Genomic DNA, 24,978 nt, shown 5'->3' on the forward strand with positions numbered 1-24,978 from the left:
TATAGAGGTGAGAATTTTGAAGGTTAATGGAACTCTTATAAATTATTACTTTCATTGTAAGAGGCAATGTTATTTTCATGGAAACAGATTTAACTTAGAAGATAATAGTGAAACTGTTAAAGTTGGAAAGGCTCTTCATGAAGAAAAAAGAAAGGGAGATAATACTGAGTTAGAAATAGACAATGTTAAAATAGATAAACTTACAAAGGAATATTTAACAGAAATTAAAAAATCAGATGCAGATGTGGAAGCTGCAAAATGGCAACTATTATTTTATTTAAAGGTTTTAAAAGCTAAGGGAATTGAGAGAAAGGGAAAACTAGAGTTTATCGAAAAAAATAAAACAAAAAAGAAAACTTTAGTTATTGAGTTAACTGAAGAGAATGAAAAAGAATTAGAAGGTATTGTTAAAAACATAGAGGAATTAATTTTAGAAGAAGAAATTCCCAATGTCATTAATGAACATAAATGTAAAAAATGTGCTTATTATGAGTATTGCTATATTTAATTTGTGAGAGGAGTAATAGTATTATGGCGAAAACCAAATATATAAGTTCTATGGGGGAGCTTACAAGGAAAGATAATTCCTTATGTTTTAGAAAAGATGGGAAAAATGTCTACATTCCAGTAGAAGGAACAAGTGAAATTTATTGCTTAAATGAGATTAGCATAAATACTAAATTATTAGATTTCATATCTAGAAATAATATAATAATACATTTTTTTAACTATTATGAAGGGTACAGTGGAACTTTTTATCCTAAGGATAAGTATAATAGTGGAAAATTGCTTATAAAACAAGTTAAGGCTTTTGAAGAAAATAGATTAATAATAGCAAAAAGTATAGTAAGTGGTATAGGAGAAAATATTTATGAACTTCTTTATCATTACTATAAACATAATAAAAAGGAAGTTAAGGGAACTATAGATTGGATCAAAGATGAATTTTATCACAGAGTTAATAAAGCTGAAAATATTAAAGAGTTAATGGCAGCTGAGGGAGAAGTTTGGCAGAGATTTTATTCTGAGTTTAAGGTTATTTTGCCGGAAGAATTTATTCTGAATAAAAGGTGTAAAAGACCACCGGATAATCCTATTAATGCATTAATCTCCTTTGGAAACTCTCTTTTATATACCAAGACAATATCAACCATATATAAAACTCATCTAGATCAGAGAGTAAGTTTTCTACATGAACCATCAGAAGGAAGGTTTTCATTAAGTCTAGATATTAGTGAAGTTTTTAAGCCAGTAATAGTTTATAAAACTATTTTTGAATTAGTAAATAAGAAAATGTTAAAAGTAGACAAGCATTTTGATAAAAAGGTCAATTATTGTCTTTTAAATGAAGAGGGGAGAAATATATTTATAAAAGCTTTTGAAGAGAAATTAGACTCTGTATTTGTCCATCCAAAGTTAAAGAGAAGAGTAACTTATAAAACAGCTATGAAATTAGATTGCTACAAGCTTATTAAATATATAATAGAGGGTAAAGAATTTAAACCTTTTAGCTTAAGAAATAAGTATTAGTCTATCTTAAATTTTCTGCAGTACTTTATTTGCTTAAATTTTGAAAGTTTTTCTTTATTATTGGTATCTTTTAATTATTCTAAAGGCTTGTAACCAAGATTACTTATTTTACCTATTTAAAGTATTGGTAGGTCTTAATTGATCTATATAGGCAGAAAAATATTTAATTATGTAAATTGACTGTCTATAAAAGATGGTTCAATTATTTTACACTCTTATTATTTTCTATATTAATGAGAACAAAAAATAGTATTGAATATATACTTGTATTTTATTCTAATTTTAAAAGAAGAATTAACGTTTTTATATTTAATTAAAACATAAAAGGAGATGTAAGATATGAAAAGTAAAATGAATTATAATTATGCTTTTGTATTTTACGATGTAAATGAAAAGAGGGTAAATAGGGTATTTAAAGTTTGTAAGAAGTATTTATCTCATTTTCAAAAATCAGTTTTTAGGGGAGAAATAACGCCTTCTAACCTTATAAACTTAAGAAAAGATTTAAATAAAGTAATAGAAAAAGATGAAGACTTCATATGTATTGTTAAATTATTAAACGGAAATGTATTTGGAGAAGAAGTGCTAGGAATTCAAGAAGTAATTAACGGGGAAACACTGATACTTTAATAATTAATTCAAAATAACATATAATTTTACCAGTGATTTAAGTGGAAAAAAAGTTTGCGAAATCCTTGAAATAACTAGGTTTTAGGCTGATTTTCGATACCCTCTTTAATTCTTAATAAAACACTGGTAAAATTATAGTATAAGTATTGAAATAACTAGATTAAGATATATTTATTAAATTTAAGAATGGCTATTTTACAAGTATTGAACCTTAACATGATATGTATTTAAATGTAGAAAATGAAGTTGTAGATAGGGAGAAGAGGATAATTGAACCTTAACATGATATGTATTTAAATTTTATAAAACCTCTTTACATTTTAGTTTTATAAAAATTGAACCTTAACATGATATGTATTTAAATCTCTGTATGAAAGAATATTTTTTTCTAGGCTTTATTATTGAACCTTAACATGATATGTATTTAAATCCAATTTTTACTTTATATAAATTTTTAAATATAGAAATTGAACCTTAACATGATATGTATTTAAATTGGTATCGTACACTAGAGTACGGATATTTCACATTCATTGAACCTTAACATGATATGTATTTAAATTTATAAGTGCCTGCAATGAATTTATTTCTATCTATATTGAACCTTAACATGATATGTATTTAAATTTTATAAACAAATGTCTACCGCCACCAGTAGTTGAAATTGAACCTTAACATGATATGTATTTAAATTAAACTCAACTCCTTCTTACAAACTTAACATGATAAATTGAACCTTAACATGATATGTATTTAAATTACCACTTTCCATTTATAAATATAGTTTCATCAGAAGATTGAACCTTAACATGATATGTATTTAAATATAACAGTTGATGAAAAAACTGGAGAAATAACAGGTATTGAACCTTAACATGATATGTATTTAAATTTTATTGGAAAATTAGCAATTATATTTATATTTTATTGAACCTTAACATGATATGTATTTAAATTTTAGTGCTGTTGCAACAAATCAATTTATAAAACAAATTGAACCTTAACATGATATGTATTTAAATTATCAGAAAACCTCCAAAATACAACAATTTACTTCATTGAACCTTAACATGATATGTATTTAAATACGGGAACCTTTCCAAGAACCCCATTGATGTCCAAATTGAACCTTAACATGATATGTATTTAAATTCCAAAATAGAATGAGCAGTAGGTAAAGAAACAGTATTGAACCTTAACATGATATGTATTTAAATATAACTAACAAAGTCTGATGCTCTTTACCTAAAACATTGAACCTTAACATGATATGTATTTAAATACTGGTTTTTCTTCATTTTCAGAATCAACCTTAACATTGAACCTTAACATGATATGTATTTAAATCCTTAAATTTATTGTTATTTATAGTAATAGTTATTTATTGAACCTTAACATGATATGTATTTAAATAAAAATTGTTAAGTGGTATAGTTACTGTAAACATTCATTGAACCTTAACATGATATGTATTTAAATACAATTCCTCCGACATACACATAGTTTTACCATAACATTGAACCTTAACATGATATGTATTTAAATGAGAAAATACAATAAAAAACATAGAAAGAGCATTAATTGAACCTTAACATGATATGTATTTAAATCCAATACTAAGCATTGAATTAATAGGAATTATCCATTGAACCTTAACATGATATGTATTTAAATTTAATCAGAGTCCATTTATTTCTTCCTTTCCACATATTGAACCTTAACATGATATGTATTTAAATCTTTCTATTACAGGAACCAAAGGATTTGCATATACATTGAACCTTAACATGATATGTATTTAAATTTTAAAAATCTTTGGCAAGCCCATTTATGTTTTTCATTGAACCTTAACATGATATGTATTTAAATGAATATTTTAGTTGAATCTTTATTAGCGGATGTTCATTGAACCTTAACATGATATGTATTTAAATATGTAAAATTTAATATAAATTTAAGGAAAGAAAAAGATTGAACCTTAACATGATATGTATTTAAATGAGAGGATATTATTACAATACTGGAGGAGCTTTCTATTGAACCTTAACATGATATGTATTTAAATGGATTTGATAGCCCCCCCTACTGATTAGACTCAAAATTGAACCTTAACATGATATGTATTTAAATTAATATAAATAAAATCCATTGTCTTGTCCAATAGATTGAACCTTAACATGATATGTATTTAAATTGATGTTTTAGTACCTATAAAAATAGACAAGTTCGCATTGAACCTTAACATGATATGTATTTAAATGATGTTGTTGATTCTTATATTTATTCTTTAGATTAATTGAACCTTAACATGATATGTATTTAAATGATGTTGTTGATTCTTATATTTATTCTTTAGATTAATTGAACCTTAACATGATATGTATTTAAATGGAACAGAAGATGCTCCTACTTCTAATAACATAGCAATTGAACCTTAACATGATATGTATTTAAATAGGTATGGTTATTTCTCCAGAGCAAGTTGAAAGTGTATTGAACCTTAACATGATATGTATTTAAATGAAAAATCCTTTTGTCTTTGCTTATCAATTCTTGATATTGAACCTTAACATGATATGTATTTAAATTTTTTATATTGGTAAATCTGATGATTGTGATTATAGATTGAACCTTAACATGATATGTATTTAAATGAATCTTCTCTGAAAGGTTCTACACCTTCCTCTATAATTGAACCTTAACATGATATGTATTTAAATGCGTTTAGCTAGAAAATATTTGGATTATGGATTAAATTGAACCTTAACATGATATGTATTTAAATCCTTTTTTATTTTTTATATTAACATCACTTCCAGCTATTGAACCTTAACATGATATGTATTTAAATTTACGAAATTCAGTTGTTAATAGTGCTAGAAAACTTATTGAACCTTAACATGATATGTATTTAAATCGGTACTTGATGTTGAGTATGATGTTGACAGGTTTGATTGAACCTTAACATGATATGTATTTAAATTATGATTTAGAATATGATACTTTAAACTATGCATATTGAACCTTAACATGGATGTATTTAAATATTAATACTGAATTCACTAAAAATTAAGTAACTAATTTATATTGTTTTTCAGTATAATATAATTACTTAATGTCTTTCTATATAAAGTTTTATAATTAAGTAGGGGTATAATATGAAAAAACTAGCTTTTATTATAAAAAATATTTTGAAATTCTGGTGGTGGCAAGATATAGAAAAATCTAATATTTTTATAAGGGTTATGAATCTTGGAATGGCTTTATTTTTAAGCTTTTGTCTTTTAGCATGGATGTATGGAGAAAGATTTAATATTATATTAAGATTATTTATAATTATTTATGGAGTACTATGTTTCATGTCTTTTTGGCCAGTTTCATATTTACTTGATGAAAAGGATAAAGTAAAAGGAAGTACATTTTACATATTTCAAAATATTTCAGTATTTTTCTCTATTATTATATTAGTTGTTTATATACTGAAGAATTATGATAGAGTTAAAAGCTAGTAATATAATTTAAAAAATATAATCTTAAAATCAAAGGTTTATAATATAAAAATAAACTGATAAAATATAAAAATAGTATTTTATCAGTTTTATTTTTTATCTTAATATTCATAAGTTACTATGTGTTCAATCTCATTCTTAAGATTAGTTAACTTTTCTCTAAAGAATGTAGGATAAGCGCGATAATTACTTAGTTTTTCTATTGGAATCCAATACATTATTTCCTTAACTCCACCAGTATAGCTATTACTATTTAAATTACGTGTTCCTCTAGGTTTCATTAAAAAATAAAAACATATTTCATGACAGTTTTTACCTTCCAAACTTCCATCACCTTTAAAGAAGTTTTCATGTATAAATACCAATCTATCAACTTCATATTCAACTCCTGTTTCTTCAAAGACTTCACGCTTTACAGCTTCTTCAGCTGATTCTCCCATATGTACTCCACCACCAATAGAGTAGTAGTAATTTTCCCTTTCATTACTAGCGAAAAGAACAGCCCCATCTTCAATAATAATTGCACCAGCACGATAACGAAACCAGTTACTTTCCTTTACAAAACCACAATCATATTCCATAATATTAAACCTCTCAAAATTATATTTCAAGATTAGTTTATTCCTTATAAAAAAATATTTCTAGTATTTTTTACATTTTATTCAATTTATAATCCATGAAGGATATATAATAAAAATATAAATACTTGTACCAAAGTTTATAAGATAACTGTGAAGTTACAAGAGTAATTAATTTAATAGAGGTTATTTTCATAGTATTTTAACTATGATTGCTATAAAAACTGTAGAAAAAGATTAAGCAGAAGTTAATTAAATCTTTGAAGCAGTTTATTTAGGTGTTATAGGAGGAATAGAAAATGAGATTATTACTAAGTGATAAAGAGTTAAATATTAATTTTTTAGAGAGTGATGAAAATAAATATATTGATTTGTCTAAGCTTAGAATTTCAAATTGTATAGGATGTTTTGGTTGTTGGACTAAAACTCCTGGAAAGTGTGTTATTCGTGATGATGCAGTAAAGGTTTATCCTATTATTGCAAAGAGTGATAAGGTGATTTATGTAAGCAAGGTTAAATATGGTTCTTATGATACAGTGATGAAAACTATGCTTGAGAGAGCTATTCCAATTCAACAAGCTTTTATTCGTCTTTTAAATGGGGAGGCTCATCATGTTCAGCGTGATTTAGCTATGAAGGATGCTATTATTATTGCATATGGAAATATAGAAGATGAGGAAAAAGAAATATTTAAAAGATTAATAGAGCGTAACTCTCACAATATGAATTTCAAAAGTTTTAATGTTATTTTTGTAGATGAAGAGAATTTAGAAGAGGTAGTAGATAAGGAGGTTAGAAAATGGGAAAAGTAATTATTATAAATGGGAGTCCAAGAGCACCAAGATCTAACTCTAAAGAGTATGGAGAAATCTTTAGCAGTTATTACAAAGGACAAGCTGATACTTTTAATATTACAAAGAATAATCATAAAGAGATTTGTAGCAAGATAGGAGAGTATACAGATATACTACTTGTTTTTCCACTTTATGCAGATGGACTTCCAGTTACAATGCTTAACTTTTTAAAGGTTCTTGAAGAAAATCCACCAAAAAACAAACCTAAAGTAAATGTAATAATAAATTGTGGGTTTATAGAGCCTGAACAAAACAATGTTTGCATTGATATGGTTAAATTATTTTGCAAACAAAATACATATGAGTTTAATTCAGTACTATCAATTGGTGGTGGGGAGGCTATTTTAGGAACACCTTTTAAAATCTTTGTAAAATGGAAAATAAAAAAAATAGCAAAGGCTATTTACAATAACACTCCTGAAAACTTAAGGGTTACCATGCCTATATCAAAAAACATGTATCTTAAGGCCTCTACAAATTATTGGATTAACTACGGAAAAAGAAATGGTATTACAAAATCACAGATGGAAATAATGAAGATTGAATAGTTATTTATTTTATTAGGATAATAAATGTTATTTTTGAATTTAAATCAACTTTAAAGTTTATAAGTTATCATAAAAATAATAGGTTTTAAAAAGAATAAACTCTCTTTAATAGAGGACTCTAGTATTAATAATTAGATTTTATAATTAAAAAATACATAATAAATTTTATATCCTTAGGTATTAGTATAGCTTGCCTAAGGATATTTTTATTTGAATTATTTACCAAATGGTTTGTGTGAGATATAATTATGTGTAATAATTCCCATAAATTCATATAATTATAAAGTGTTTAATGAAAAATATAACCGTGAAATAAGATTTAAAAGGGGGAGAAAGTTATAGGTTTAAAAAGATTCTTATCAGCAATGTTATTTATACTTATAAGTACTTTGGTTGCCTGTGGTAATAAGGTAGATATAAGTACACCATTAACAGAAGAGCAAAGGATAGAGGATTTTAATTACTTATATAAGACAATTGAAGAAAACTATCCTTTTTTAGAGACAAATAAAAGACTGAATAATGTAGATTGGTTAAGTAAAAAGGAAGAGTATTTAAAAAGAGTAAAAAATACCAAGAGTGATATTGAATTTTTGATGACTTTAAATTCTATATTAAGTGAGTTAAATAATGGACATACTCATATGATTACAAATTCTAGCCAATTCAGAGATTTTAGAGAAATTTATTCAATGAATAAAGGGTGGCAAAAGAAGGTACAGTTACCTGTATTGAATAATAAAAAAGCCTTAGCAAGATATAATATTGATAAAAATGAAAAAGTACAAGTTTTGAATCAAGAGAAAAATGAAAAGACAGAAGGAATTAGGAATGCTTCCACTAAAGATATAGTTGAAGGAAAAATAGGATATATTTATATACCTCAGATGATAAGTTATTACAACATGGGAAATGATATTGAACTTATTGATGAGTATTTAAACAATATTAAGGAGTATCAAGCTCTAATTATAGACATAAGAGGCAATGGAGGAGGAGATAGTTATTATTGGATTTCATACTTAGTTCCAAAGTTGATAGATAAAGTATATGAAAATACAACTTATAGCTTTTGGAAAGATGGAGAAATTATAAATAATTATTTGAAAAAGTCAAAAGTAAAATACTCTACAGGATTTGGAGAGGTGAAAGATTTAGATACTACAAAACTTGTAAACTTACCAGTAGAGGTTAAGGAGGATTTCAAGTACTATAGTAAAAATACTATGGAAATAAGCCCAAGTGAAGATTCCATAAAATTTAAGGGGAATATATATATGTTAGTTGACAAATTAGTATATTCATCATCAGAAGCATTTGCCTCTTTTGCAAAACAAACAGGATTTGCAACACTTATAGGTGAAAGAACTGGGGGCGATGGTATAGGTTCTGATCCACTTCTTCACATGTTACCTAATAGTGGTTATGTATTCAGATTTTCTAAAGATATGGGAACAACTGCTGATGGAACATCTAATGAAGAATTTAAAACAGAGCCAGATTATGAAATTCAGTATGCTGGAAAGACTGGAAATATTGAACATGATTATTGCATTAAAAAGGTATTAGAATTAGAAAATATTAATAGATAAAGCAAAAATGCTTCTTAAAAAGCTAACTTTAAAAGTCATGGGAAAGCATGGTTTAGATAAATTTTATATCCTTAGGTATTAGTAAAACTTACCTAAGGATATTTTTATTATTAAAAATTAATTAAATTTAATAAAAATTTGAGTCTAACTTTTAACAGTTTAACCTATAGTTAAGTTATTTAATTTTAAATTAACTACTATTCAATTGTAGCTTAGTATATCACTTGATAAAATAATACTATCAAAAGCTTTTGTTATTATTAGCCAAACAAGGAGTAGAGATTATATGAGAATAAATGAGATTATAAAAGAAAAAAGAAATGCCCAAGGATTAACTCAGGAACAAGTTGCCATGTATCTTGGAGTATCAACACCAGCAGTGAATAAGTGGGAAAAAGGAACTTGCTATCCAGATATTACATTACTACCAGCTTTAGCAAGGCTTTTAAAGGTTGATTTAAATACCTTACTTTCATTTAAGGAAGATTTATCAGAGCAAGAGATAGGAGTTTTTGTTAATGAGTTAGTAAAGATAGCTAATAATGATGGATTTCATATAGCTTTTGAAAAAGCCATGGACAAAATCTATGAGTATCCTACCTGTGATAAATTAATTTTAACAGTTTCTACAGTAATGCAAGGAAGCATGTATATGTTTGGAGTTGAAAGTAAGGAGAAGTATGAAAAGCAGATAGAAGAGTTTTATATTAAATTAACAAGAAGTGATGATATAGAGATTAGAAATCAAGCAGTTTCTATGCTTATAAACATATATTTAGGAAGAAAAGAGTATGAGAAAGCACAAGAGTGTGTGGATAAATTACCTGATATTACTTACGATAAAAAAGTATTACAAGGAAATATTTATAATAAATCTGGTGAATTTCAAAAGGCTGCTGAAATTTTTGAACAGAAGTTACTTTCAGCCACTACTGATATATTTATAAGTTTAATTTATATGCTTGAAATAGCCTTAAAGGAAGGTCGAAATGAGGATGCTAATTATTTTGCAGAAGTTATAGATAAGACAACAAAATTATATGATTTATGGGAGTATAATTCATATAGTGGGTATTTTGAAGTATACAAAGCAGAAAAAGATGTAGAAAACTTTTTACTTGTATTAAAGAAAATATTAGATGTAATGGGCAAAAAGTGGGAGCCATCAAAATCTAAATTATATAAGCATATAAAAAGTAAAGGAGACGAAGAGGGATTTAATGAGCAACTTCTTTCTAACTTTGTAAACATACTAAAAAATGATAAGAGTGAAGAATTAGATTTTTTAAAGGACAATGATGAATTTAATAATTTATTAAATTCATCTATATAATAAAACTTTAGATATAAAAATTATTATTTGATAGAAATTAAAACATTACCATATATTAAACTCAAAATAATTAATAACAGATGAAATTAATAAAAGAGATTAAATTTTAATCTGATTTTAATCTTTCTTATATTTTAGATTAATTTTCTAAAAGTATTATATAACCAAGATGAATAAGGAAATTAATTCGTGGAGGTAATATAAATGGAAAGAAATGAAATGATTAATATTTTAATTAGAAAGGCTAATATAAATGAGGAAGAGGCACAAGAGGTGCTAGAAAAATGTAATTGGGATCTTTTAGATGCTATTGTTTACTTAGAGAGAAGAGGAAAAGTAGAAAATAATGAAGTTACAGCACTCACTATAGTTGAGGTGAAGGAAGAAAAAGAAGATAAGAAAAAGCAGGATGAGAAATTTGGTGGCATTGGAGAAATTGTTGGAAGAATGTTTAGGTTTATAGGAAAATTCATAAAGAAATCAAATAAGAATTTCTTTGAGATTAGAAAAGACAAGGAAAAACCAATAAGAATATCTTTAACAATATCAACCCTCTTCTTAATATTTTTATCAGTACCAACTATAGTTTTATTAATCGTAGGATTATTCTGTGGATATAAATATTCAATTTCAGGACCTGACTTTAATTATGATGGAGTAAACAATATTTTTGAAGAAGTATCAAAGTCAGCAGATCATATTAAAAAAGATTTTAAAGAAGGATATGAAAAATAGTTTTTAGATAGTACTATTAAAGGAGCTACATCAAAACTCTTATATAAAACTTTATAAATATATTCCGAGAATTACTGGATTTTAAGTGAAAGTCTAAATTTTAATTTAGATTCTTGAACTTATACAATGGAACTTTAGTTACATTGTAGTCATTAATTATAGCAATTACTTCGAATAATTTGCTAAAGCTCAGAACTTAAGTGAAAATCCAAATTTTAATTTGGCAATTTGAACTTATGCAATGGAACATAAGTGACATTGTAGTCCTATTAATACGATGCTTAGCTTATTAACGCAAATTATTCTACGTAATAGCTTAAATTCTAAAGGACATTCAGATATTTTCTTCATATTATTTATAAAGTTTTATTAACAAGTTATTTTGATATAGCTCCTTTATTTTTGTAGTGTGGAAATATTAGGGGGATGGTATAATTTAATTATTATAAAGAGAATTAAAGTGGGAGTTTAAAAATTTTAATACTAATGTAGGAGTAGTGAGCTTCAGTAAATATGGAGGATTATTTATGGAAAAGCTTAAACTTGTAGATAAGTTAAAGAATAAAGCTAATATAAGCTATGAAGAAGCTAAAGATGCTTTGGAAAAGAGCAACTGGGATATGCTAGAGGCTATGCTATATTTAGAAGCACATGGAAAGGTGAAAAAGCCGTCCATTAGTATATTTTATACTAATGAATCCAAAGAAAGTTACAATGACAATGGAGAAGAAGTTAATCTTAAAGAAGATACAAATGAAAATAATTTTGAAAATAAAAATGGTTTTGAAGGAGTTTTTGAAGCTATATGCAAAGCTATAGATACTTGCAATAATATATTTATTGAAATAATAAGAAATAGTAGAGTGATTTTAAAAATTCCTTTTACTGTACTAATTGTACTTTTGTTTTTTGCATTTTGGATAGTTATACCTTTAATGATAATTGGACTATTATTTAATATGGAATTTTTAGTATCTTCTAAAAAGATTGATGTAGATAAAATAAACAAAGTATTTAAGGAAACATCAAAAGTAGTTAAAGACGTAAAAGGTAAGTTTACTAACCATATGCACTAAAAAAAATTCTTACTTAAGGGGGTTAATGAATGGTTAAGATTTTGATTGTTGAAGATGAAGAAAAAATAGCAAGATTCATAGAATTAGAGTTAATTCATGAAGGATATAAAGTAATAAAAGCAGATAATGGGAGAACAGGTCTTGAAATTGCAGAGAGAGGAGAAGCTGACTTAATTATTCTAGATGTTATGCTTCCAGAAATTAATGGCCTTGAAGTATTAAGAAGAATCAGAAGAGTCTCAGAAGTTCCTATTATAATGCTTACGGCAAGAGATGCTGTAATGGATAAGGTTTCAGGGCTAGATGCTGGAGCTGATGATTATATAACAAAGCCTTTTGCTATAGAGGAATTGCTTGCAAGAATAAGAACAGCTCTTAAAAAGAGGGTATTTACAGTGAAAAAAGATGAAGATGTAATAAGATGTGGATTATTAACCTTAGACAAGATGAGACATAAAGTAATGTATGATGATACAGAAATAGAATTAACTAATAGAGAGTTTACTTTGTTGCAAATATTAATGGAAAATAAAAATATAGTATTAACTAGAGATGTGCTTATAGAAAAGGTATGTGGTTATAACTATGTTGGAGAAACAAATGTAATAGATGTTTACGTAAGATATTTAAGAACAAAGATTGACGATGTTTTTAAGGTTAAAATAATAAGTACAGTACGTGGTGTAGGATACGTAATAAAAGATGAGTAAGAAGAATAAACCTAAAAATGTTACCTCTATTGCAATAAAGATTAATGCTATTTCTGTTAGAGATTTATTTTTTAGATTTTTAGCAATTGACATATGTTTAATAATTATTTTAATTATTCTTTGGTGTATTCAAGCTGAAAAAGATTTCTATGGAGAATTAGTGAAAAATGCACAAAGGTCATTTAACTTTTTTCCTATAGAAAATTCAACCTATACAGTTGTTTGGAGTAATGGAAAGACCATGGTTAAAGAAGCTGGTGCTTTTTTATATTATGTTAGAAAAATAGTTATAATTTTAGGAATAGTAGAAGGAGTATTTTTATTAGAAGAAATAATATTTGGTACAGCTAAAATTAGAAAGACCTTAAAACCACTTAATGAAATAGCAGAAACAGCAAGTAGACTTAGTAATATGGACTTTGATGAGGAAAAATTTCAAAGTCTTGAAGATGCTATTTCGAAAATAAGTCCTGTAACATCTGATGAGAGAATACATATAGGTGATAGCGAGCTTAAAGGATTAGAGGATGCAATAAACAAGCTTTTAGACAGGATGAGGGATTCTTATAGGCAACAAGCAAGGTTTGTATCAGATGCATCTCATGAACTTAGAACTCCTATTTCTGTAATTCAAGGATATGCTAATATGCTAGATCGATGGGGGAAAAATGATGAGAGCGTATTAGAAGAGTCTATTATAGCAATAAAGAGTGAATCTGAAAATATGAAAAATCTAGTTGAGCAGCTATTATTTTTAGCTAGAGGTATTAATGGAAAGACTCAGCTTACAATAAAGGAATTTTCTTTAAATGATATGATAGATGAAGTTTTTGAAGAGTCTAAGATGATAGATAAAAATCATGTATATAACTACATTGAATCAGAACATATAACTGTTCAGGGTGATATGGCTTTGCTTAAACAAACAGCTAGAATACTAGTTGAAAATGCAACTAAATATACAGAAGAGGGAGAAACAATAACGCTTAAAGTAGGTGAGAATTCTAAAGGAGAAGCTTATTTTTCAATTCAAGACAATGGAATTGGCATGGATGAGAATGATGTGCCTCATATATTTGAACGTTTTTTTAGGGCTGATACAGCAAGAGTTAGAAAAAATGGTGGAACAGGGCTTGGGCTTTCTATAGCAAAGTGGATAATTGATAACCACAAAGGGTACTTTAGTGTTTTAAGTAGAAAAGGAATAGGAACAAGGATAACTGTTTACTTACCACAAAATATTAAGTAGCAAATATAGTTCTAAATTGGATTTAATAGAATGAAAATGGTGTCTTTATAGGAGTAAATTACACCATGGTTGTGATTGTAAAAATTAATAATAAGATTAGCATATATTATATAATGAAATTTAAGGAGAGAATATGAAGTTATTAGCAAGTGATTTTGATGGAACATTATTAGTAGATAAAAAAATTAATAAGAGAGATATTGAAGGAATTAAAAATTTACGTAAGAAAGGTCATAAATTTATTATATCTACAGGTAGAACCCTTCTAACTATGGAGGGCGTAATTGAAAAATATAACTTAGAGTTTGATTATTTGGTTCTTTGCAATGGAGCTGTAATACTTGATAAAAATAAAAATGTAATAAAAAATAACCTTGTTGATTTTGAGGCAGTTAAAAAGATTGTAGAAGAGTTTGCAGATCAAGATAAAATAATGATTTATTTTGATGATGGAAGTGGAATGAAACTAATAGAAAATAAAAGCGTTGATATGAAAAATCTATATTTTTCTGAAGAAATTGAGTTTGATTTAGTAAAAAAAGAAGAGATATTAGATTTAAAAAGTGGAGCGGTAATCTTAAGTATATGCACCTCAGATGCCTCTGTAGAAAGAGGAGAAGAAATAAAGAAAAGATTAATAGAAATCTTTGGTGATGAGCTTTCCATATTCAGAAATCAGTTTTTTGTGGACATATCCTCAAAAGGTTCATCAAAAGGGGAGGGCCTAAAGGAAGTTTTAAAACTAGAAAACAAAAATCTTAATGATATATACACCATAGGCGATTCTTTTAATGATATATCTATGTTTGAAATAACAGATAATAGCTATACCTTTAATAGGGCAGAAGAAGGCGTAAAGGCACATGCAAATAATCACGTAGACTATGTTCATGAAATTGTTGACCATATAATAAAATAGGGATGAATACTTTTTTATTTTATTATCATCATAATCAGAAGATAGATATATTATTTATTGATTAAAAAATATAAGAAAAAGGGTGCATATTAAAATATTTCATTAATAAAACTTATAGATACATTTTAATATGGTTAAAAACGTTTATAGTCTTATAACGAATTTTAATAGCACCTTTTTTATTTTAAGTTTATATTTTGAAAGAAGACAGGTATTTTCAAACTTTCTAATACTAATTATATTTCTCAAAAATTTTATAATTCAGGATTTATTTAGCTCAATAATAGTTTGCATATTATATATATAAATCCATTAAGATTTCATCATAATAAGACCCTTCAATGTTAAAGTAATTTTTATGAATTCCTATTTTCTTAAATCCATATTTTTCATACAGTTTAATAGCATTAACATTATATTCTCTAACTCCAAGACTGATAGTTTTGATTGATTCTTTATCTTTAGCAAATTTTATAAGTTCTTCCATGACAGCACTTCCAATTCCAATGTTCCAATAGTCTTTTCTAACAGAGAGTACTATCTCACTATTGTGGGATATTCTTTTCATATTAGGTGAACTTAGTTGCGCAACACTTACAATTTCATTATTAATAGTTCCTATCACCATAAAGAAATTAGAACTTTGATTTATTCTACTAATATAAGCTTTTTCCTGTTCTACTGTAAGTGGAAATTCTCCTTTACCAAAAAGTAAATTATTACTTTCACTACCTACAGTATTAAGGTACTTAATTATGTCTTCAGCATCATATTCTAGTGGTTTTCTCAATATTAATTTTTTACCATCTTTCAAATTTATACTTTTAAGAATATTATTATTCTGAATTCCCATAGAAAGCCTCCATTTTATATAATTTAAAGTTAGAAAATAAAATTTTCTCTTTAATATTTTATTAGTTTAGTATGATTTTAAATTAATGTTAATCTAAATATTTTTTTAGAGCTTAAATAATTATTTGTTTTTTCTATAAGATTTAAGTACTATTACAGCATTTATTATGAAAATAGGGAATAGTACAAACATTCCTATGAAAAACCAGTGGTACTGTATTAAAAATAGTCTTTTAAAAGGCATATCCCAATAGGATACTTCAAAGACAGGAACTGCCCCATCACCAGAGAATTCATAAGTTATATCTGTTACTTTCCCATAAACAGTAAGGGAACCAATTTCAGCTGGATCAGAAACGAGGTCATAGGGTGTATTGCCTACAAGTTTTATAAGAGAAGTATTTGCTTCAGGATAAGTATCTTTTAAAAGTTTTTTTAACTTTTTTGAATCTTCTTTAAGGTAGTGAGTTGCTCCAGTAACAGCTTCATAATAGACCTTTAGCTTTATATCACCTTTTTCAATAGATGATCTGCCTATTAATTTAATTGGTGAAAATATGAGAAAAGTTAAAAGTAGAGCATAAATTACCACAAAAATCTTTTGAAACTTCATAGTTCACCTCCAATAAGTATGTATTTTTCTAAATTATTATGAATGTCTATGCTTAAAATTTAAAAAGTTTTATTTCAAAATAAGATTGTATTTAAGACTAATGTAGAGTATTTAATTATATTTCTTAGAGCTATATTAAATTTTTTAAACTATATTATCTAAATAATCATAGCTAAAAGTGTTTTTTTAAATATATCTTGGAATAAACTTTGAAAACTTAAAAGATCTTATTAAAAGTTTAATGAAATCATCTTTCTAAGCAATTAATCACCAAGTATACCCAAATTATAAATATAATAAAATTCTATCATAAAGCAACCTTGGAAAATTAAACTATATGTAAAATTTGCTAAAGATATATAATTAGGTAAGTTTTACTTTGTGTTAATTGTTTCCAATAGGTTCTTTTGATATGATTAAAAAGATAGTAAGTTAAACATATTAAAAGAAATTAAAAATTTCAGTATTTAAATATAAATTATAAGATTATTAAGAAATAAATCATGATATTTTACATAGATAATAAAAATAAAATTAGTTATGAACTTTAATTGAAATAACTTTAAAGGAGGATTTGTTAAGTGAAATTAAACATGGAGGGAATAATAAATGAAAAATATAATAACTATTCAACACACTCAGTCTATTCACCATACTAATGGAATGATTGGCTCTTGGACTGATTGGAATTTATCAGAGCTAGGAATAAAACAGGCAAATAATATTGGAAGGAATTTATCAAAGGAATTAGGAAATAAAAAGTATGTTATGTATTCTTCAGATTTATTGAGAGCTAAGAATACAGCAAAAATTATAGGTAAATATTTAGGAGTTGAACCCATTTTAGCTAGGGAATTAAGAGAGAGAAATCTAGGAAAATGTGTTGGGAAATCAGTAAAGTGGCTTAAGGAAAACATTGAAAAACAAGAAAAGTCTATTGATGATAAAATGTTTTCAGATGCAGAAAGTAGAAGAGATGAGTGGAATAGATTATTACCATTTTTTAATAAGCTAATGGCAAGTGAACATGAAAATATAATTATAGTTTCTCATGGAGATTTACTAAGTGTATTTAATACAATGTGGTTAGGACTGGAAGTTGAAACTCTAAATAAAAGTGAACTTTTTGGACTAGCTGGTGGAGTTACTTTCATGGAAGAAACAGCGGATGGAAAAAGATTTATCAAAAGAATGAGTGATATGTCTTATATAAAATAATATTAGTTTTTAAAGCAAAAAATTCAAATACATCATAGAGAATTTTAAGTAGAGTTTCAAGATATAAAGCTTTGAAATGTAGTATATTTAATAAAATTTATTATACACCAAAAGGTTTGTTTAAAGCTGTTAAATATAAATTTAATGATTATGAAGGGTAACAACTATGATATTTAAAATTGAGGATAAAGATAGAAAAGAAAAAATATCACGAGAAATACTATATGAACTTCCAGAGTAGTTTGGGTTGCCAGAGAGTATAGCTGAATATATTAGTTGTAGTAATGAGATGCCTTTTTGGGCTGATATAGAAAATAGACAAGTAAGAGGCTTTATTGCACTAAAAGAAACAAGTCCATATGCTTTAGAGATTTATGTAATGGGAGTATTAAAAGAGTTTCATAGGTATAAGATTGGTACTAATTTATTTAAAACTTGCTATGAATACGCCAGAGAACGGGGATATTTATATATGCAAGTTAAAACGGTAAAAGAAGGTTGCTATGATGTTTACGATATAACAAATGCATTTTATAAAAAGATTGGATTTAAAGAGTTTGAATGCTTCCCTACACTTTGGAATCAATGGAATCCTTGTCAGATTTATATTATGTCCATTAATTAATTTAAAAATATAAACAATGGTAAATTAAGTTTAACTCAGTAATTCTAATGCTTCAGTAGCCATAGTTAAAATATTTTCTTGAATATTATGTGCATTTTTTAAATCTTCCTTGTTATACCACTTAAGAATTTTAGATTCACCAATTTCAGGTGATGTCTCAAAGGAAGTAGTTGTTGCATAATAAACAAAGTCTATATGTGAATGATTAGGACTTACATCGCCTAAAATTGTGTGTATAGGATTTATGATTAGTTTTTCACCAGATAAATCACATGATTTTTTTAGATTTATGTCTATAGGATTATATAAAGTTACATTTAATCCAGCTTCTTCTTTTGCTTCACGAATACATGCCTCTTCAGGCAATTCATTTACTTCAATATGTCCACCTAAAGGGAGCATTTTTTTAGCTTTCTTATGTAAATGTAATAATACCTTATCTTTACATACAATAAATACTGAAACAGTAAAATGTCTATCCATAAATTTATCTCCTTAAATGTATTTAATAGAATTAATTAGTTTTTAATTACTTACTTAAATTATACACAATTATTATTTAAAAACGTAAATGTTTTAAGTAACATAATTAGACAATTTAAAACAAGAAAAGATTTTTCATATAAAGATTTTTTTATTAAAATTTAAAATTTTAAATTCAATCCCAGTTTTGCACGAAAATTGACCAGTTATACCGAAAATATTAACTTTTTTTAATTGAGTGAATATAATTTAATTAGAATAAATTAATATTAATAGGAGTGAATAGAGTGAAAAGGAAAAAGATTGTTTGTAGTATTTTAACTGTATGTTTTTTATCGTCTTTATTTTTTCAAAATGTAACGGTATTAGCAAATGAAAACACTATTGAAAACGTTACGAGTGAAAGGCAAGAGCAAAACAATGAAAATTATATATTCTTATCAGATTTAGAATATATAAAGAGCATGTCTAATACCTCATGGGGAAGTATAAAAATGGATCAAAACATTTCTGGAGGTAAAATAACTCTAAATGTAGATGGGGAAGCTCTCCAATTTGATAAGGGAATAGGAGCACATGCCACTTCAAATCTTGTTTATGATGTTTCTAATTATTCTCAGACTTATTCAAGATTTACCACATACGTAGGAATTGATAGATCTCAATGGGATAAAGGGAATGGAATAAAAGTTACCGTTTCTACTTCTGATGATGGAAAGGAGTGGAAGGAATTATCTGTAACGGATATTCTTAAAGGAAATAAAAATGCAGCATTTATTGATGTAGATATTAAGGGAGTTAAATATTTAAAACTCCATGCGGATGATAATGGAGCTAACGGTAATGATCATACTGTCTATGGCTCACCAAGAATTATGAAATCAGATTACGATATTAGTAGTGAATATTTAGCTGGAATAAAAAAAGTTGAACAATATGATGAACTTATAAAAAGTAAATATGAAATTAATTCACCGATTACTGGAGAATATGAAAAATTATTATTACAAAGAACATTTGTAAATAGAGCTGGATTTAATACACTTCAATCTGTCGCAAAGTTAGGTAAAAAATATGAAGATACAATTAGTTGGCTTATAAATGATGAAAATGCTCTTAAACTTTATGTTACTGGAGGAGAGATTGAAGGTGGAAGTTACAGTAATTCAATGAAGGCATTAGCAGATATTTATGAAAAGCATAAGAGTGATTTTAATGATTCTACTAATGGAGATTTATATTTAAAGATGGCTATTTCTACATCACTTAGCCATGCAAAAGACATAAGACTTTGGACAGGGAATGCTCAGGTTTCAGATCCATGTACAAGGTATGAGATATATAAAGACCTTTATAACAATGGATTAATGGCTCAAGGTGGAAATACTGAATTGTTTAAAAATTTACCAGTTGAGCTTATGAGATGGGTAACAGATAACAAAATTGATGATGAAGAAATAAATTGGCTAGTAAATCATGCCTTAGATAAAAAGGCTCAAGGTGGTAATTATTTAGATGCTTACACATATATAAATTACACATCAGGATTTGATTATAATAGAGATAAATATTATGATCAATCAAAATTTGATGAATGGAATAATAAATACAATATAGAATCTTTAACTGGATATGGAACAAAAGGCATTCATAAATTATGGATGGTATTTGAAGAAGGATCAGTATGTGGGGGACTTGCAAAAACTTATGCAAATCTTTCTCAAGTCTTTGGAATGCCAGCAGCTGTTTTAGGACAACCTGGTCATGCTGCTACTTTAACTTATAGTCAAAATTCTCAAGGAAAGGGAATATGGAGCATAAAGAATGATATTTCAGGATGGGTACAATCTGAGAAAGGTGAGAGATTACCTTTAGGATGGGGTTCTAAGGATTGGGATTCATATTATTCAGTAAGTTATATACTTTTAGCTCAGAAGGCTCTTGATGATTATGATAATTTAATAAAAGCTGCATATTATAATTATCTTGCAGATGTATATAAAAATGATTCAGAAAAACAGATAGATATTTATAATAAAGCTCTTGAAGTTCAAAATTATAATCTTGACTCTCTTGTAGGACTTATTAATGCATATAAACTTGCAGGTAATAAAACAAGTAGTGATTATTTAAAACTTTCTGAAAAGGTGGCAGATGGACTTGCATTCTTCCCATTACCGTTTGTAGATGTTATGAAACTTATAGAAAATAATGTAACTGATGATTCAGATAAAGTTATTTTTGATATGCTAAAAACAAAAACACTTAAGAGAGCTACAGAGGCTACAGAAAGTGATACTATTCAACCTAATGCATGTAAGACCATGGCAAATCATCTTTTAGGACAGAATAAAATAGAACTTGCAACATTTTCATTTGATGGAGAAAATGCTGGAAAAATTAAAATTAACGATGTGTATTCAAATTCATCAATAAGATGGGAATACAGCTTAGATGGATGGAAAACTAAAAAAGAAACTGATGCAAAGGAAGTAACTTTAAGTAAAGAAGAACTTGAAAAATTAAATAAGGATCAAGATATTCAAATTTCACTTGTAGGAACTTCAGAAATTTATACAATTGATATAACTCAGTATGAAGCACCTAAAGATTTATATGCTAATGATCTTGAAAACCAATTTAGAGGGTTTAATGGGAATTTAGAGTATAGTGAAGATGATGGTAACACATGGAATAAGTACGATGTAGAAAATACTAGAATTCTTGGAAATAAAAAAGTTCTTGTAAGATATCTTTCTTCAGGAACAAAAATGCAAAGTGAACCAGTAGAATATAGTTTTACAGAGGATAATCAACCTGATACAAGAAAGTATATTCAATTAAAAAATGTATCACTTTATAAGTATTCATCTCAACAAAATAATGGGGATGCTGCTGCCTTAAATATGATAGATGGAAATATAAACACAGGATGGCATAATACATGGGCAGGAGAGAAAGATAAGTATTATTCAGTAGAGTTTGATAAACCAAGATATATTACTTCTATAGAATATAAACCAAGCGGTACTAATGGAATATTAAAAAATGTAGATATTTATACAAGTATGGATGGAACTCAATGGGAAAAATCAGGTGAAATAAGAAACTTAAAAAATAATTATGACCTTAAGGTATTAGATTTAAATCAACCAACAGAAGCTAAATTCGTTAAACTTCAAGCTGTTAACACCTATGGATATCCTAATGATGTTTTCTTTACAGGAAGAATGCTTAATTTCTTTGAGGATATTAGTAAGACAAACAATCAGTAATATATAAATAGAATAAATAAAAGTTTAAGAAATAGAATAAATTTTAAAGACTATGTATATGGAACTAATATGTTAAAAGTATATTAGTTCCATTTTTTTATTTTAAATTATAAATTATTTAAATTAAAATAAAATTTTAGAATTAATAGATTCATTTTTATATTATAATGGAAATTTTATTTCCATTAAATATTTTTTTAAAAATAAATTGTGAAATATGATATAATTTGTTAAAAGAATTGTTATATTTTGAATATAGATATTGGAGTGTTAACTTATGAAAAGAAGGAAGAGATTTATACTAGGAAGTATCCTAGTTTTTCTTTTGTTAGTGATTTTTTATCATATATTAATTTTTAAACAAGAAGAAAGAGAAAGAGTATTAAAAATAGGATTCTATGATAATTATCCTTACTTTTATATTAATGATAATGCAAAGGTTTGTGGATACTATAATGATTTAACTAAATCAATAGCTAAAAGATTGAATTTTAAGGTTGAATACGTAAATTACAAACTTTCAGAATTACTCAAAGAGCTTGAAAATGGAGAAATAGATTTAGTAGTTGGAATAAATAAAACTCCAGAAAGAGAAAAACTTTATGAATTTTCAAGCAATTACATAAATGAAAAACAATATAGTATATATACAAATAAGAATATACAATATGGTGATTTACAAGCTTTAAATGGTATGAAAATGGGATATATAGAAGATGAATTAGATAATGAGTGGATTTTAAATTATTTAAAAAGTAGGAATATAAATGTTGAACTGGTTAATGGGTCATCTTACAAAGCAGTAAAAACTTTATTAGCCGAAAATAGAGTAGATTTTATTGTGGATAATTCAGATAGTGACATAAAAAATAAAGGGAAAAATGTTAAAGAAATTTTTCAGTTTTCATCTGGACCTAGATATATTATAGCCAAAAAGAATAATAAAGAATTAATAAATGAAATTAATGAAGCGCTTAAAACTATGGATCTTAACCCTAGTAGATATAATGATTTATATTATATTAATAATTTTTTTAATGATGTTAGTAATAGACATATAATTATTATAGTTGGTTTTATTATATTGCTGATTTCAATTGAAAAATTGGAGAAGAAGGTAATTGAAAGAGTTAAAAAGAACAGAATTATTAATGATTTAAAAAAAGATAATTATATCTTGTATTATCAGCCAATAGTAGATTTTAGAGTTAAGAGAGTACGTGGAGTTGAGGCTTTATTACGTTTAAGAAAAGATGGTAAAGTATTAACTCCATATCATTTTATGAAAGATATAGAAGATGCCAATATGATGAAAGAAATTACATTATGGGCCTTAAAAAGAGCAATTAAAGATTACAATATTATAAAAGGTTACGATAATATAAATGAGAAAGATTTTTATATTTCTATAAATGTATCTTTTAATGAAATAGAAGATTTGAAATTTTTAAATAAAGTAATAGAAATAGTGAAAAATAGCAATATAGGAGAAAATAGTATTTGCCTAGAGATTGTAGAAAAGTTTGGAGCTGATGAAATAAATAAAATACAAGAAAATATAAGTCTTTTGAAAGAAAATGGAATTTTAATTGCCATTGATGACTTTGGTGTAGAGTATTCTAATTTGGATTTATTAAAGAAAATTGATTCTAATATAATTAAATTAGATAAATTTTTTGTTGATGAACTTAATGATTCAGAAATAAGTGTTAAAGTAATAGATTTTATATTAGATATTTGTAAATCATCAGATAAGTCTATAGTTATTGAGGGGGTAGAGGAAAAAGAGCAGGTTGATATAATAAAAACCTTTCTTTATGAAAAAATTTATATTCAAGGGTATTATTTCTCAAAACCATTAGATATTAAAAATTTAGGTAGCTTAAGTTTATTATTTTAAAACTTACCTATATCCTAAAATTTTTGATTTTTAGATATTTTTTAAATATGGACTAATTTTAGACCTATAACTCTAAATGAAAAAAGAAAATTGTGCTTTCTAGATTTAAATTAGCTACTTATGAACAAGTGCAAAAGCTTTATAATATTTAAAGTGGAATTATGAATAGAATTACATAAATTTGTAAATGATAAAATGAGTAAATATTTAGAGGAAATAAGCAAGAAGAATAGAAGTAAGTAATTAGTCTTATTTTAGGAGGTAAAAAGGGTGAAGATTGGAAGAGTAAGAGAGGATGCTAAGGATGCCTTTAAAAGTCTAATTGGATTTGAATTTATTTTATTAGATTTAAAACTTCAAGATAAAATCATGGTACTTAATCCTTTGACTATAGAGGGCTTTGAAAAATTTTATTATGAGATATTTAAAAGATTTGGGAAAGAGGTAATCAATGAAAAATACAAAGATTTCTTAAAATATATGATGAGTGAAGAGTGTGGATTTGATATTTGCTCAGATATAGATAACTTTAAGAATTTAAGAGATTTTACTGATGATGATAAGAAAAATTATAATTTTGCTCTACAAAACTTCAAGGGTAAATATGGTTTACAATAAACAGTATAGAAAGCTAGATTCCAGCTGTTAAAGGCAGATAAGAGTGGTGCTAGATTTTACAATAAGCAGCATAGTAAGCTAGATACTACAAAGAAATAAATTTAAAAGATGGAAATAAAAGTTTACAATAA

The 24,978-nt window shown here is 26.3% G+C and carries 22 protein-coding genes and 1 CRISPR repeat array; of the genes, 18 read left to right on the forward strand and 4 right to left on the reverse strand.

Annotation, left to right across the window (positions count from 1 at the left end):
* Nucleotides 1-16: 16 nt before the first annotated feature.
* The 4 genes from cas4 to ACYUCG_RS02195 all read left to right on the forward strand — a co-directional run bounded on the left by cas4 (nucleotide 17) and on the right by ACYUCG_RS02195 (nucleotide 5,669).
* Nucleotides 17-508 (forward strand): CRISPR-associated protein Cas4, encoded by a 492-nt coding sequence (gene cas4 / locus ACYUCG_RS02180; protein ID WP_283690440.1) that lies wholly within the window; start codon nucleotides 17-19, stop codon nucleotides 506-508.
* Between the two features lie 23 nt (nucleotides 509-531).
* Nucleotides 532-1,530, forward strand: coding sequence for a type I-B CRISPR-associated endonuclease Cas1b (cas1b, locus tag ACYUCG_RS02185; protein ID WP_283690439.1), 999 nt, complete (start codon nucleotides 532-534; stop codon nucleotides 1,528-1,530).
* A 339-nt stretch (nucleotides 1,531-1,869) separates the two neighbouring features.
* The gene (gene cas2 / locus ACYUCG_RS02190; protein WP_060796974.1) at nucleotides 1,870-2,160 is read left to right on the forward strand and encodes a CRISPR-associated endonuclease Cas2; all 291 of its coding nucleotides are present in this window, start codon (nucleotides 1,870-1,872) and stop codon (nucleotides 2,158-2,160) included.
* A gap of 203 nt (nucleotides 2,161-2,363) precedes the next feature.
* Nucleotides 2,364-5,143: direct repeats of the CRISPR family, unit length 30 nt; unit sequence ATTGAACCTTAACATGATATGTATTTAAAT.
* Nucleotides 5,144-5,318: 175 nt separating this feature from the next.
* The gene (locus tag ACYUCG_RS02195; RefSeq protein ID WP_283700107.1) at nucleotides 5,319-5,669 is read left to right on the forward strand and encodes a hypothetical protein; all 351 of its coding nucleotides are present in this window, start codon (nucleotides 5,319-5,321) and stop codon (nucleotides 5,667-5,669) included.
* Between the two features lie 101 nt (nucleotides 5,670-5,770).
* On the opposite strand, the gene ACYUCG_RS02200 is transcribed toward ACYUCG_RS02195, so the two are convergent.
* Entirely contained in the window at nucleotides 5,771-6,250 is a 480-nt protein-coding gene (locus ACYUCG_RS02200; protein WP_421756935.1) for an NUDIX hydrolase, read from the reverse strand.
* A gap of 296 nt (nucleotides 6,251-6,546) precedes the next feature.
* Between ACYUCG_RS02200 and ACYUCG_RS02205 the strand changes: the two genes are divergently transcribed.
* The 9 genes from ACYUCG_RS02205 to ACYUCG_RS02245 all read left to right on the forward strand — a co-directional run bounded on the left by ACYUCG_RS02205 (nucleotide 6,547) and on the right by ACYUCG_RS02245 (nucleotide 15,263).
* Complete coding sequence (locus ACYUCG_RS02205) at nucleotides 6,547-7,059, forward strand: flavodoxin family protein (protein WP_460268002.1); 513 nt, start codon at nucleotides 6,547-6,549, stop codon at nucleotides 7,057-7,059.
* On the forward strand, nucleotides 7,047-7,649 hold the full coding sequence (locus tag ACYUCG_RS02210; RefSeq protein ID WP_460268003.1) for a hypothetical protein: 603 nt from the start codon (nucleotides 7,047-7,049) through the stop codon (nucleotides 7,647-7,649). The genes ACYUCG_RS02205 and ACYUCG_RS02210 overlap by 13 nt, the downstream gene beginning before the upstream one ends.
* A 365-nt stretch (nucleotides 7,650-8,014) precedes the next feature.
* Nucleotides 8,015-9,241, forward strand: coding sequence for a S41 family peptidase (locus ACYUCG_RS02215; protein ID WP_460268004.1), 1,227 nt, complete (start codon nucleotides 8,015-8,017; stop codon nucleotides 9,239-9,241).
* A 286-nt stretch (nucleotides 9,242-9,527) separates the two neighbouring features.
* Entirely contained in the window at nucleotides 9,528-10,574 is a 1,047-nt protein-coding gene (locus tag ACYUCG_RS02220; RefSeq protein WP_460268005.1) for a helix-turn-helix domain-containing protein, read from the forward strand.
* Between the two features lie 204 nt (nucleotides 10,575-10,778).
* Nucleotides 10,779-11,309, forward strand: coding sequence for a UBA domain-containing protein (locus ACYUCG_RS02225; protein ID WP_150542215.1), 531 nt, complete (start codon nucleotides 10,779-10,781; stop codon nucleotides 11,307-11,309).
* A gap of 527 nt (nucleotides 11,310-11,836) precedes the next feature.
* A complete protein-coding gene (locus tag ACYUCG_RS02230) occupies nucleotides 11,837-12,385 on the forward strand; it encodes a ubiquitin (RefSeq protein ID WP_460268006.1) in 549 nt (182 codons plus the stop codon).
* A gap of 29 nt (nucleotides 12,386-12,414) precedes the next feature.
* Nucleotides 12,415-13,095, forward strand: a complete 681-nt coding sequence (locus tag ACYUCG_RS02235; RefSeq protein WP_460268007.1) for a response regulator transcription factor — start codon at nucleotides 12,415-12,417, stop codon at nucleotides 13,093-13,095.
* A complete protein-coding gene (locus ACYUCG_RS02240; RefSeq protein ID WP_025648597.1) occupies nucleotides 13,088-14,344 on the forward strand; it encodes a sensor histidine kinase in 1,257 nt (418 codons plus the stop codon). The genes ACYUCG_RS02235 and ACYUCG_RS02240 overlap by 8 nt, the downstream gene beginning before the upstream one ends.
* Nucleotides 14,345-14,477: 133 nt before the next feature.
* Nucleotides 14,478-15,263 carry an HAD family hydrolase gene (locus tag ACYUCG_RS02245; protein ID WP_124046356.1) on the forward strand — a complete coding sequence of 262 codons (786 nt, stop codon included), beginning with the start codon at nucleotides 14,478-14,480 and terminating at the stop codon, nucleotides 15,261-15,263.
* 295 nt (nucleotides 15,264-15,558) lie between these two features.
* Here the strand turns inward: ACYUCG_RS02245 and ACYUCG_RS02250 are convergent, their stop codons facing one another.
* Nucleotides 15,559-16,116: a GNAT family N-acetyltransferase gene (locus ACYUCG_RS02250; protein WP_124046357.1), complete on the reverse strand. Its 558-nt coding sequence runs from the start codon at nucleotides 16,114-16,116 to the stop codon at nucleotides 15,559-15,561.
* A 120-nt stretch (nucleotides 16,117-16,236) separates the two neighbouring features.
* The gene (locus ACYUCG_RS02255; RefSeq protein ID WP_415329532.1) at nucleotides 16,237-16,728 is read right to left on the reverse strand and encodes a transposase; all 492 of its coding nucleotides are present in this window, start codon (nucleotides 16,726-16,728) and stop codon (nucleotides 16,237-16,239) included.
* 609 nt (nucleotides 16,729-17,337) lie between these two features.
* On the opposite strand from ACYUCG_RS02255, the gene ACYUCG_RS02260 reads away from it, so the two are divergent.
* Both ACYUCG_RS02260 and ACYUCG_RS02265 read left to right on the forward strand, forming a co-directional pair.
* The gene (locus ACYUCG_RS02260; RefSeq protein ID WP_136001780.1) at nucleotides 17,338-17,946 is read left to right on the forward strand and encodes a histidine phosphatase family protein; all 609 of its coding nucleotides are present in this window, start codon (nucleotides 17,338-17,340) and stop codon (nucleotides 17,944-17,946) included.
* Nucleotides 17,947-18,193: 247 nt separating this feature from the next.
* Nucleotides 18,194-18,571 carry a GNAT family N-acetyltransferase gene (locus ACYUCG_RS02265; RefSeq protein WP_460268009.1) on the forward strand — a complete coding sequence of 126 codons (378 nt, stop codon included), beginning with the start codon at nucleotides 18,194-18,196 and terminating at the stop codon, nucleotides 18,569-18,571.
* A 30-nt stretch (nucleotides 18,572-18,601) separates the two neighbouring features.
* Here ACYUCG_RS02265 and ACYUCG_RS02270 read toward each other — a convergent pair whose 3' ends face one another.
* Nucleotides 18,602-19,054 (reverse strand): NUDIX hydrolase, encoded by a 453-nt coding sequence (locus ACYUCG_RS02270; protein ID WP_460268010.1) that lies wholly within the window; start codon nucleotides 19,052-19,054, stop codon nucleotides 18,602-18,604.
* Between the two features lie 287 nt (nucleotides 19,055-19,341).
* Here ACYUCG_RS02270 and ACYUCG_RS02275 point away from each other — a divergent pair, with 287 nt between their 5' ends.
* From ACYUCG_RS02275 to ACYUCG_RS02285, 3 genes are all read left to right on the forward strand, one after another.
* On the forward strand, nucleotides 19,342-22,329 hold the full coding sequence (locus ACYUCG_RS02275; RefSeq protein ID WP_283704243.1) for an NPCBM/NEW2 domain-containing protein: 2,988 nt from the start codon (nucleotides 19,342-19,344) through the stop codon (nucleotides 22,327-22,329).
* A 277-nt stretch (nucleotides 22,330-22,606) separates the two neighbouring features.
* Complete coding sequence (locus ACYUCG_RS02280) at nucleotides 22,607-24,229, forward strand: EAL domain-containing protein (RefSeq protein WP_460268011.1); 1,623 nt, start codon at nucleotides 22,607-22,609, stop codon at nucleotides 24,227-24,229.
* A gap of 270 nt (nucleotides 24,230-24,499) precedes the next feature.
* Nucleotides 24,500-24,847 (forward strand): hypothetical protein, encoded by a 348-nt coding sequence (locus tag ACYUCG_RS02285; protein ID WP_060794893.1) that lies wholly within the window; start codon nucleotides 24,500-24,502, stop codon nucleotides 24,845-24,847.
* The last annotated feature ends 131 nt before the right edge of the window (nucleotides 24,848-24,978 follow it).

It is taken from the genome of Clostridium sp. CTA-17 (genome assembly GCF_054767895.1).

Bases quoted from the DNA above. Each gene is read 5' to 3' on its own strand.
- cas1b (WP_283690439.1), top strand. From the start codon at position 532: ATGGCGAAAACCAAATATATAAGTTCTATGGGGGAGCTTACAAGGAAA.
- cas2 (WP_060796974.1), top strand. From the start codon at position 1,870: ATGAAAAGTAAAATGAATTATAATTATGCTTTTGTATTTTACGATGTA.
- ACYUCG_RS02195 (WP_283700107.1), top strand. From the start codon at position 5,319: ATGAAAAAACTAGCTTTTATTATAAAAAATATTTTGAAATTCTGGTGG.
- ACYUCG_RS02200 (WP_421756935.1), bottom strand. From the start codon at position 6,250: ATGGAATATGATTGTGGTTTTGTAAAGGAAAGTAACTGGTTTCGTTAT.
- ACYUCG_RS02205 (WP_460268002.1), top strand. From the start codon at position 6,547: ATGAGATTATTACTAAGTGATAAAGAGTTAAATATTAATTTTTTAGAG.
- ACYUCG_RS02210 (WP_460268003.1), top strand. From the start codon at position 7,047: ATGGGAAAAGTAATTATTATAAATGGGAGTCCAAGAGCACCAAGATCT.
- ACYUCG_RS02215 (WP_460268004.1), top strand. From the start codon at position 8,015: ATGTTATTTATACTTATAAGTACTTTGGTTGCCTGTGGTAATAAGGTA.
- ACYUCG_RS02220 (WP_460268005.1), top strand. From the start codon at position 9,528: ATGAGAATAAATGAGATTATAAAAGAAAAAAGAAATGCCCAAGGATTA.
- ACYUCG_RS02225 (WP_150542215.1), top strand. From the start codon at position 10,779: ATGGAAAGAAATGAAATGATTAATATTTTAATTAGAAAGGCTAATATA.
- ACYUCG_RS02230 (WP_460268006.1), top strand. From the start codon at position 11,837: ATGGAAAAGCTTAAACTTGTAGATAAGTTAAAGAATAAAGCTAATATA.
- ACYUCG_RS02235 (WP_460268007.1), top strand. From the start codon at position 12,415: ATGGTTAAGATTTTGATTGTTGAAGATGAAGAAAAAATAGCAAGATTC.
- ACYUCG_RS02240 (WP_025648597.1), top strand. From the start codon at position 13,088: ATGAGTAAGAAGAATAAACCTAAAAATGTTACCTCTATTGCAATAAAG.
- ACYUCG_RS02245 (WP_124046356.1), top strand. From the start codon at position 14,478: ATGAAGTTATTAGCAAGTGATTTTGATGGAACATTATTAGTAGATAAA.
- ACYUCG_RS02250 (WP_124046357.1), bottom strand. From the start codon at position 16,116: ATGGGAATTCAGAATAATAATATTCTTAAAAGTATAAATTTGAAAGAT.
- ACYUCG_RS02255 (WP_415329532.1), bottom strand. From the start codon at position 16,728: ATGAAGTTTCAAAAGATTTTTGTGGTAATTTATGCTCTACTTTTAACT.
- ACYUCG_RS02260 (WP_136001780.1), top strand. From the start codon at position 17,338: ATGAAAAATATAATAACTATTCAACACACTCAGTCTATTCACCATACT.
- ACYUCG_RS02270 (WP_460268010.1), bottom strand. From the start codon at position 19,054: ATGGATAGACATTTTACTGTTTCAGTATTTATTGTATGTAAAGATAAG.
- ACYUCG_RS02280 (WP_460268011.1), top strand. From the start codon at position 22,607: ATGAAAAGAAGGAAGAGATTTATACTAGGAAGTATCCTAGTTTTTCTT.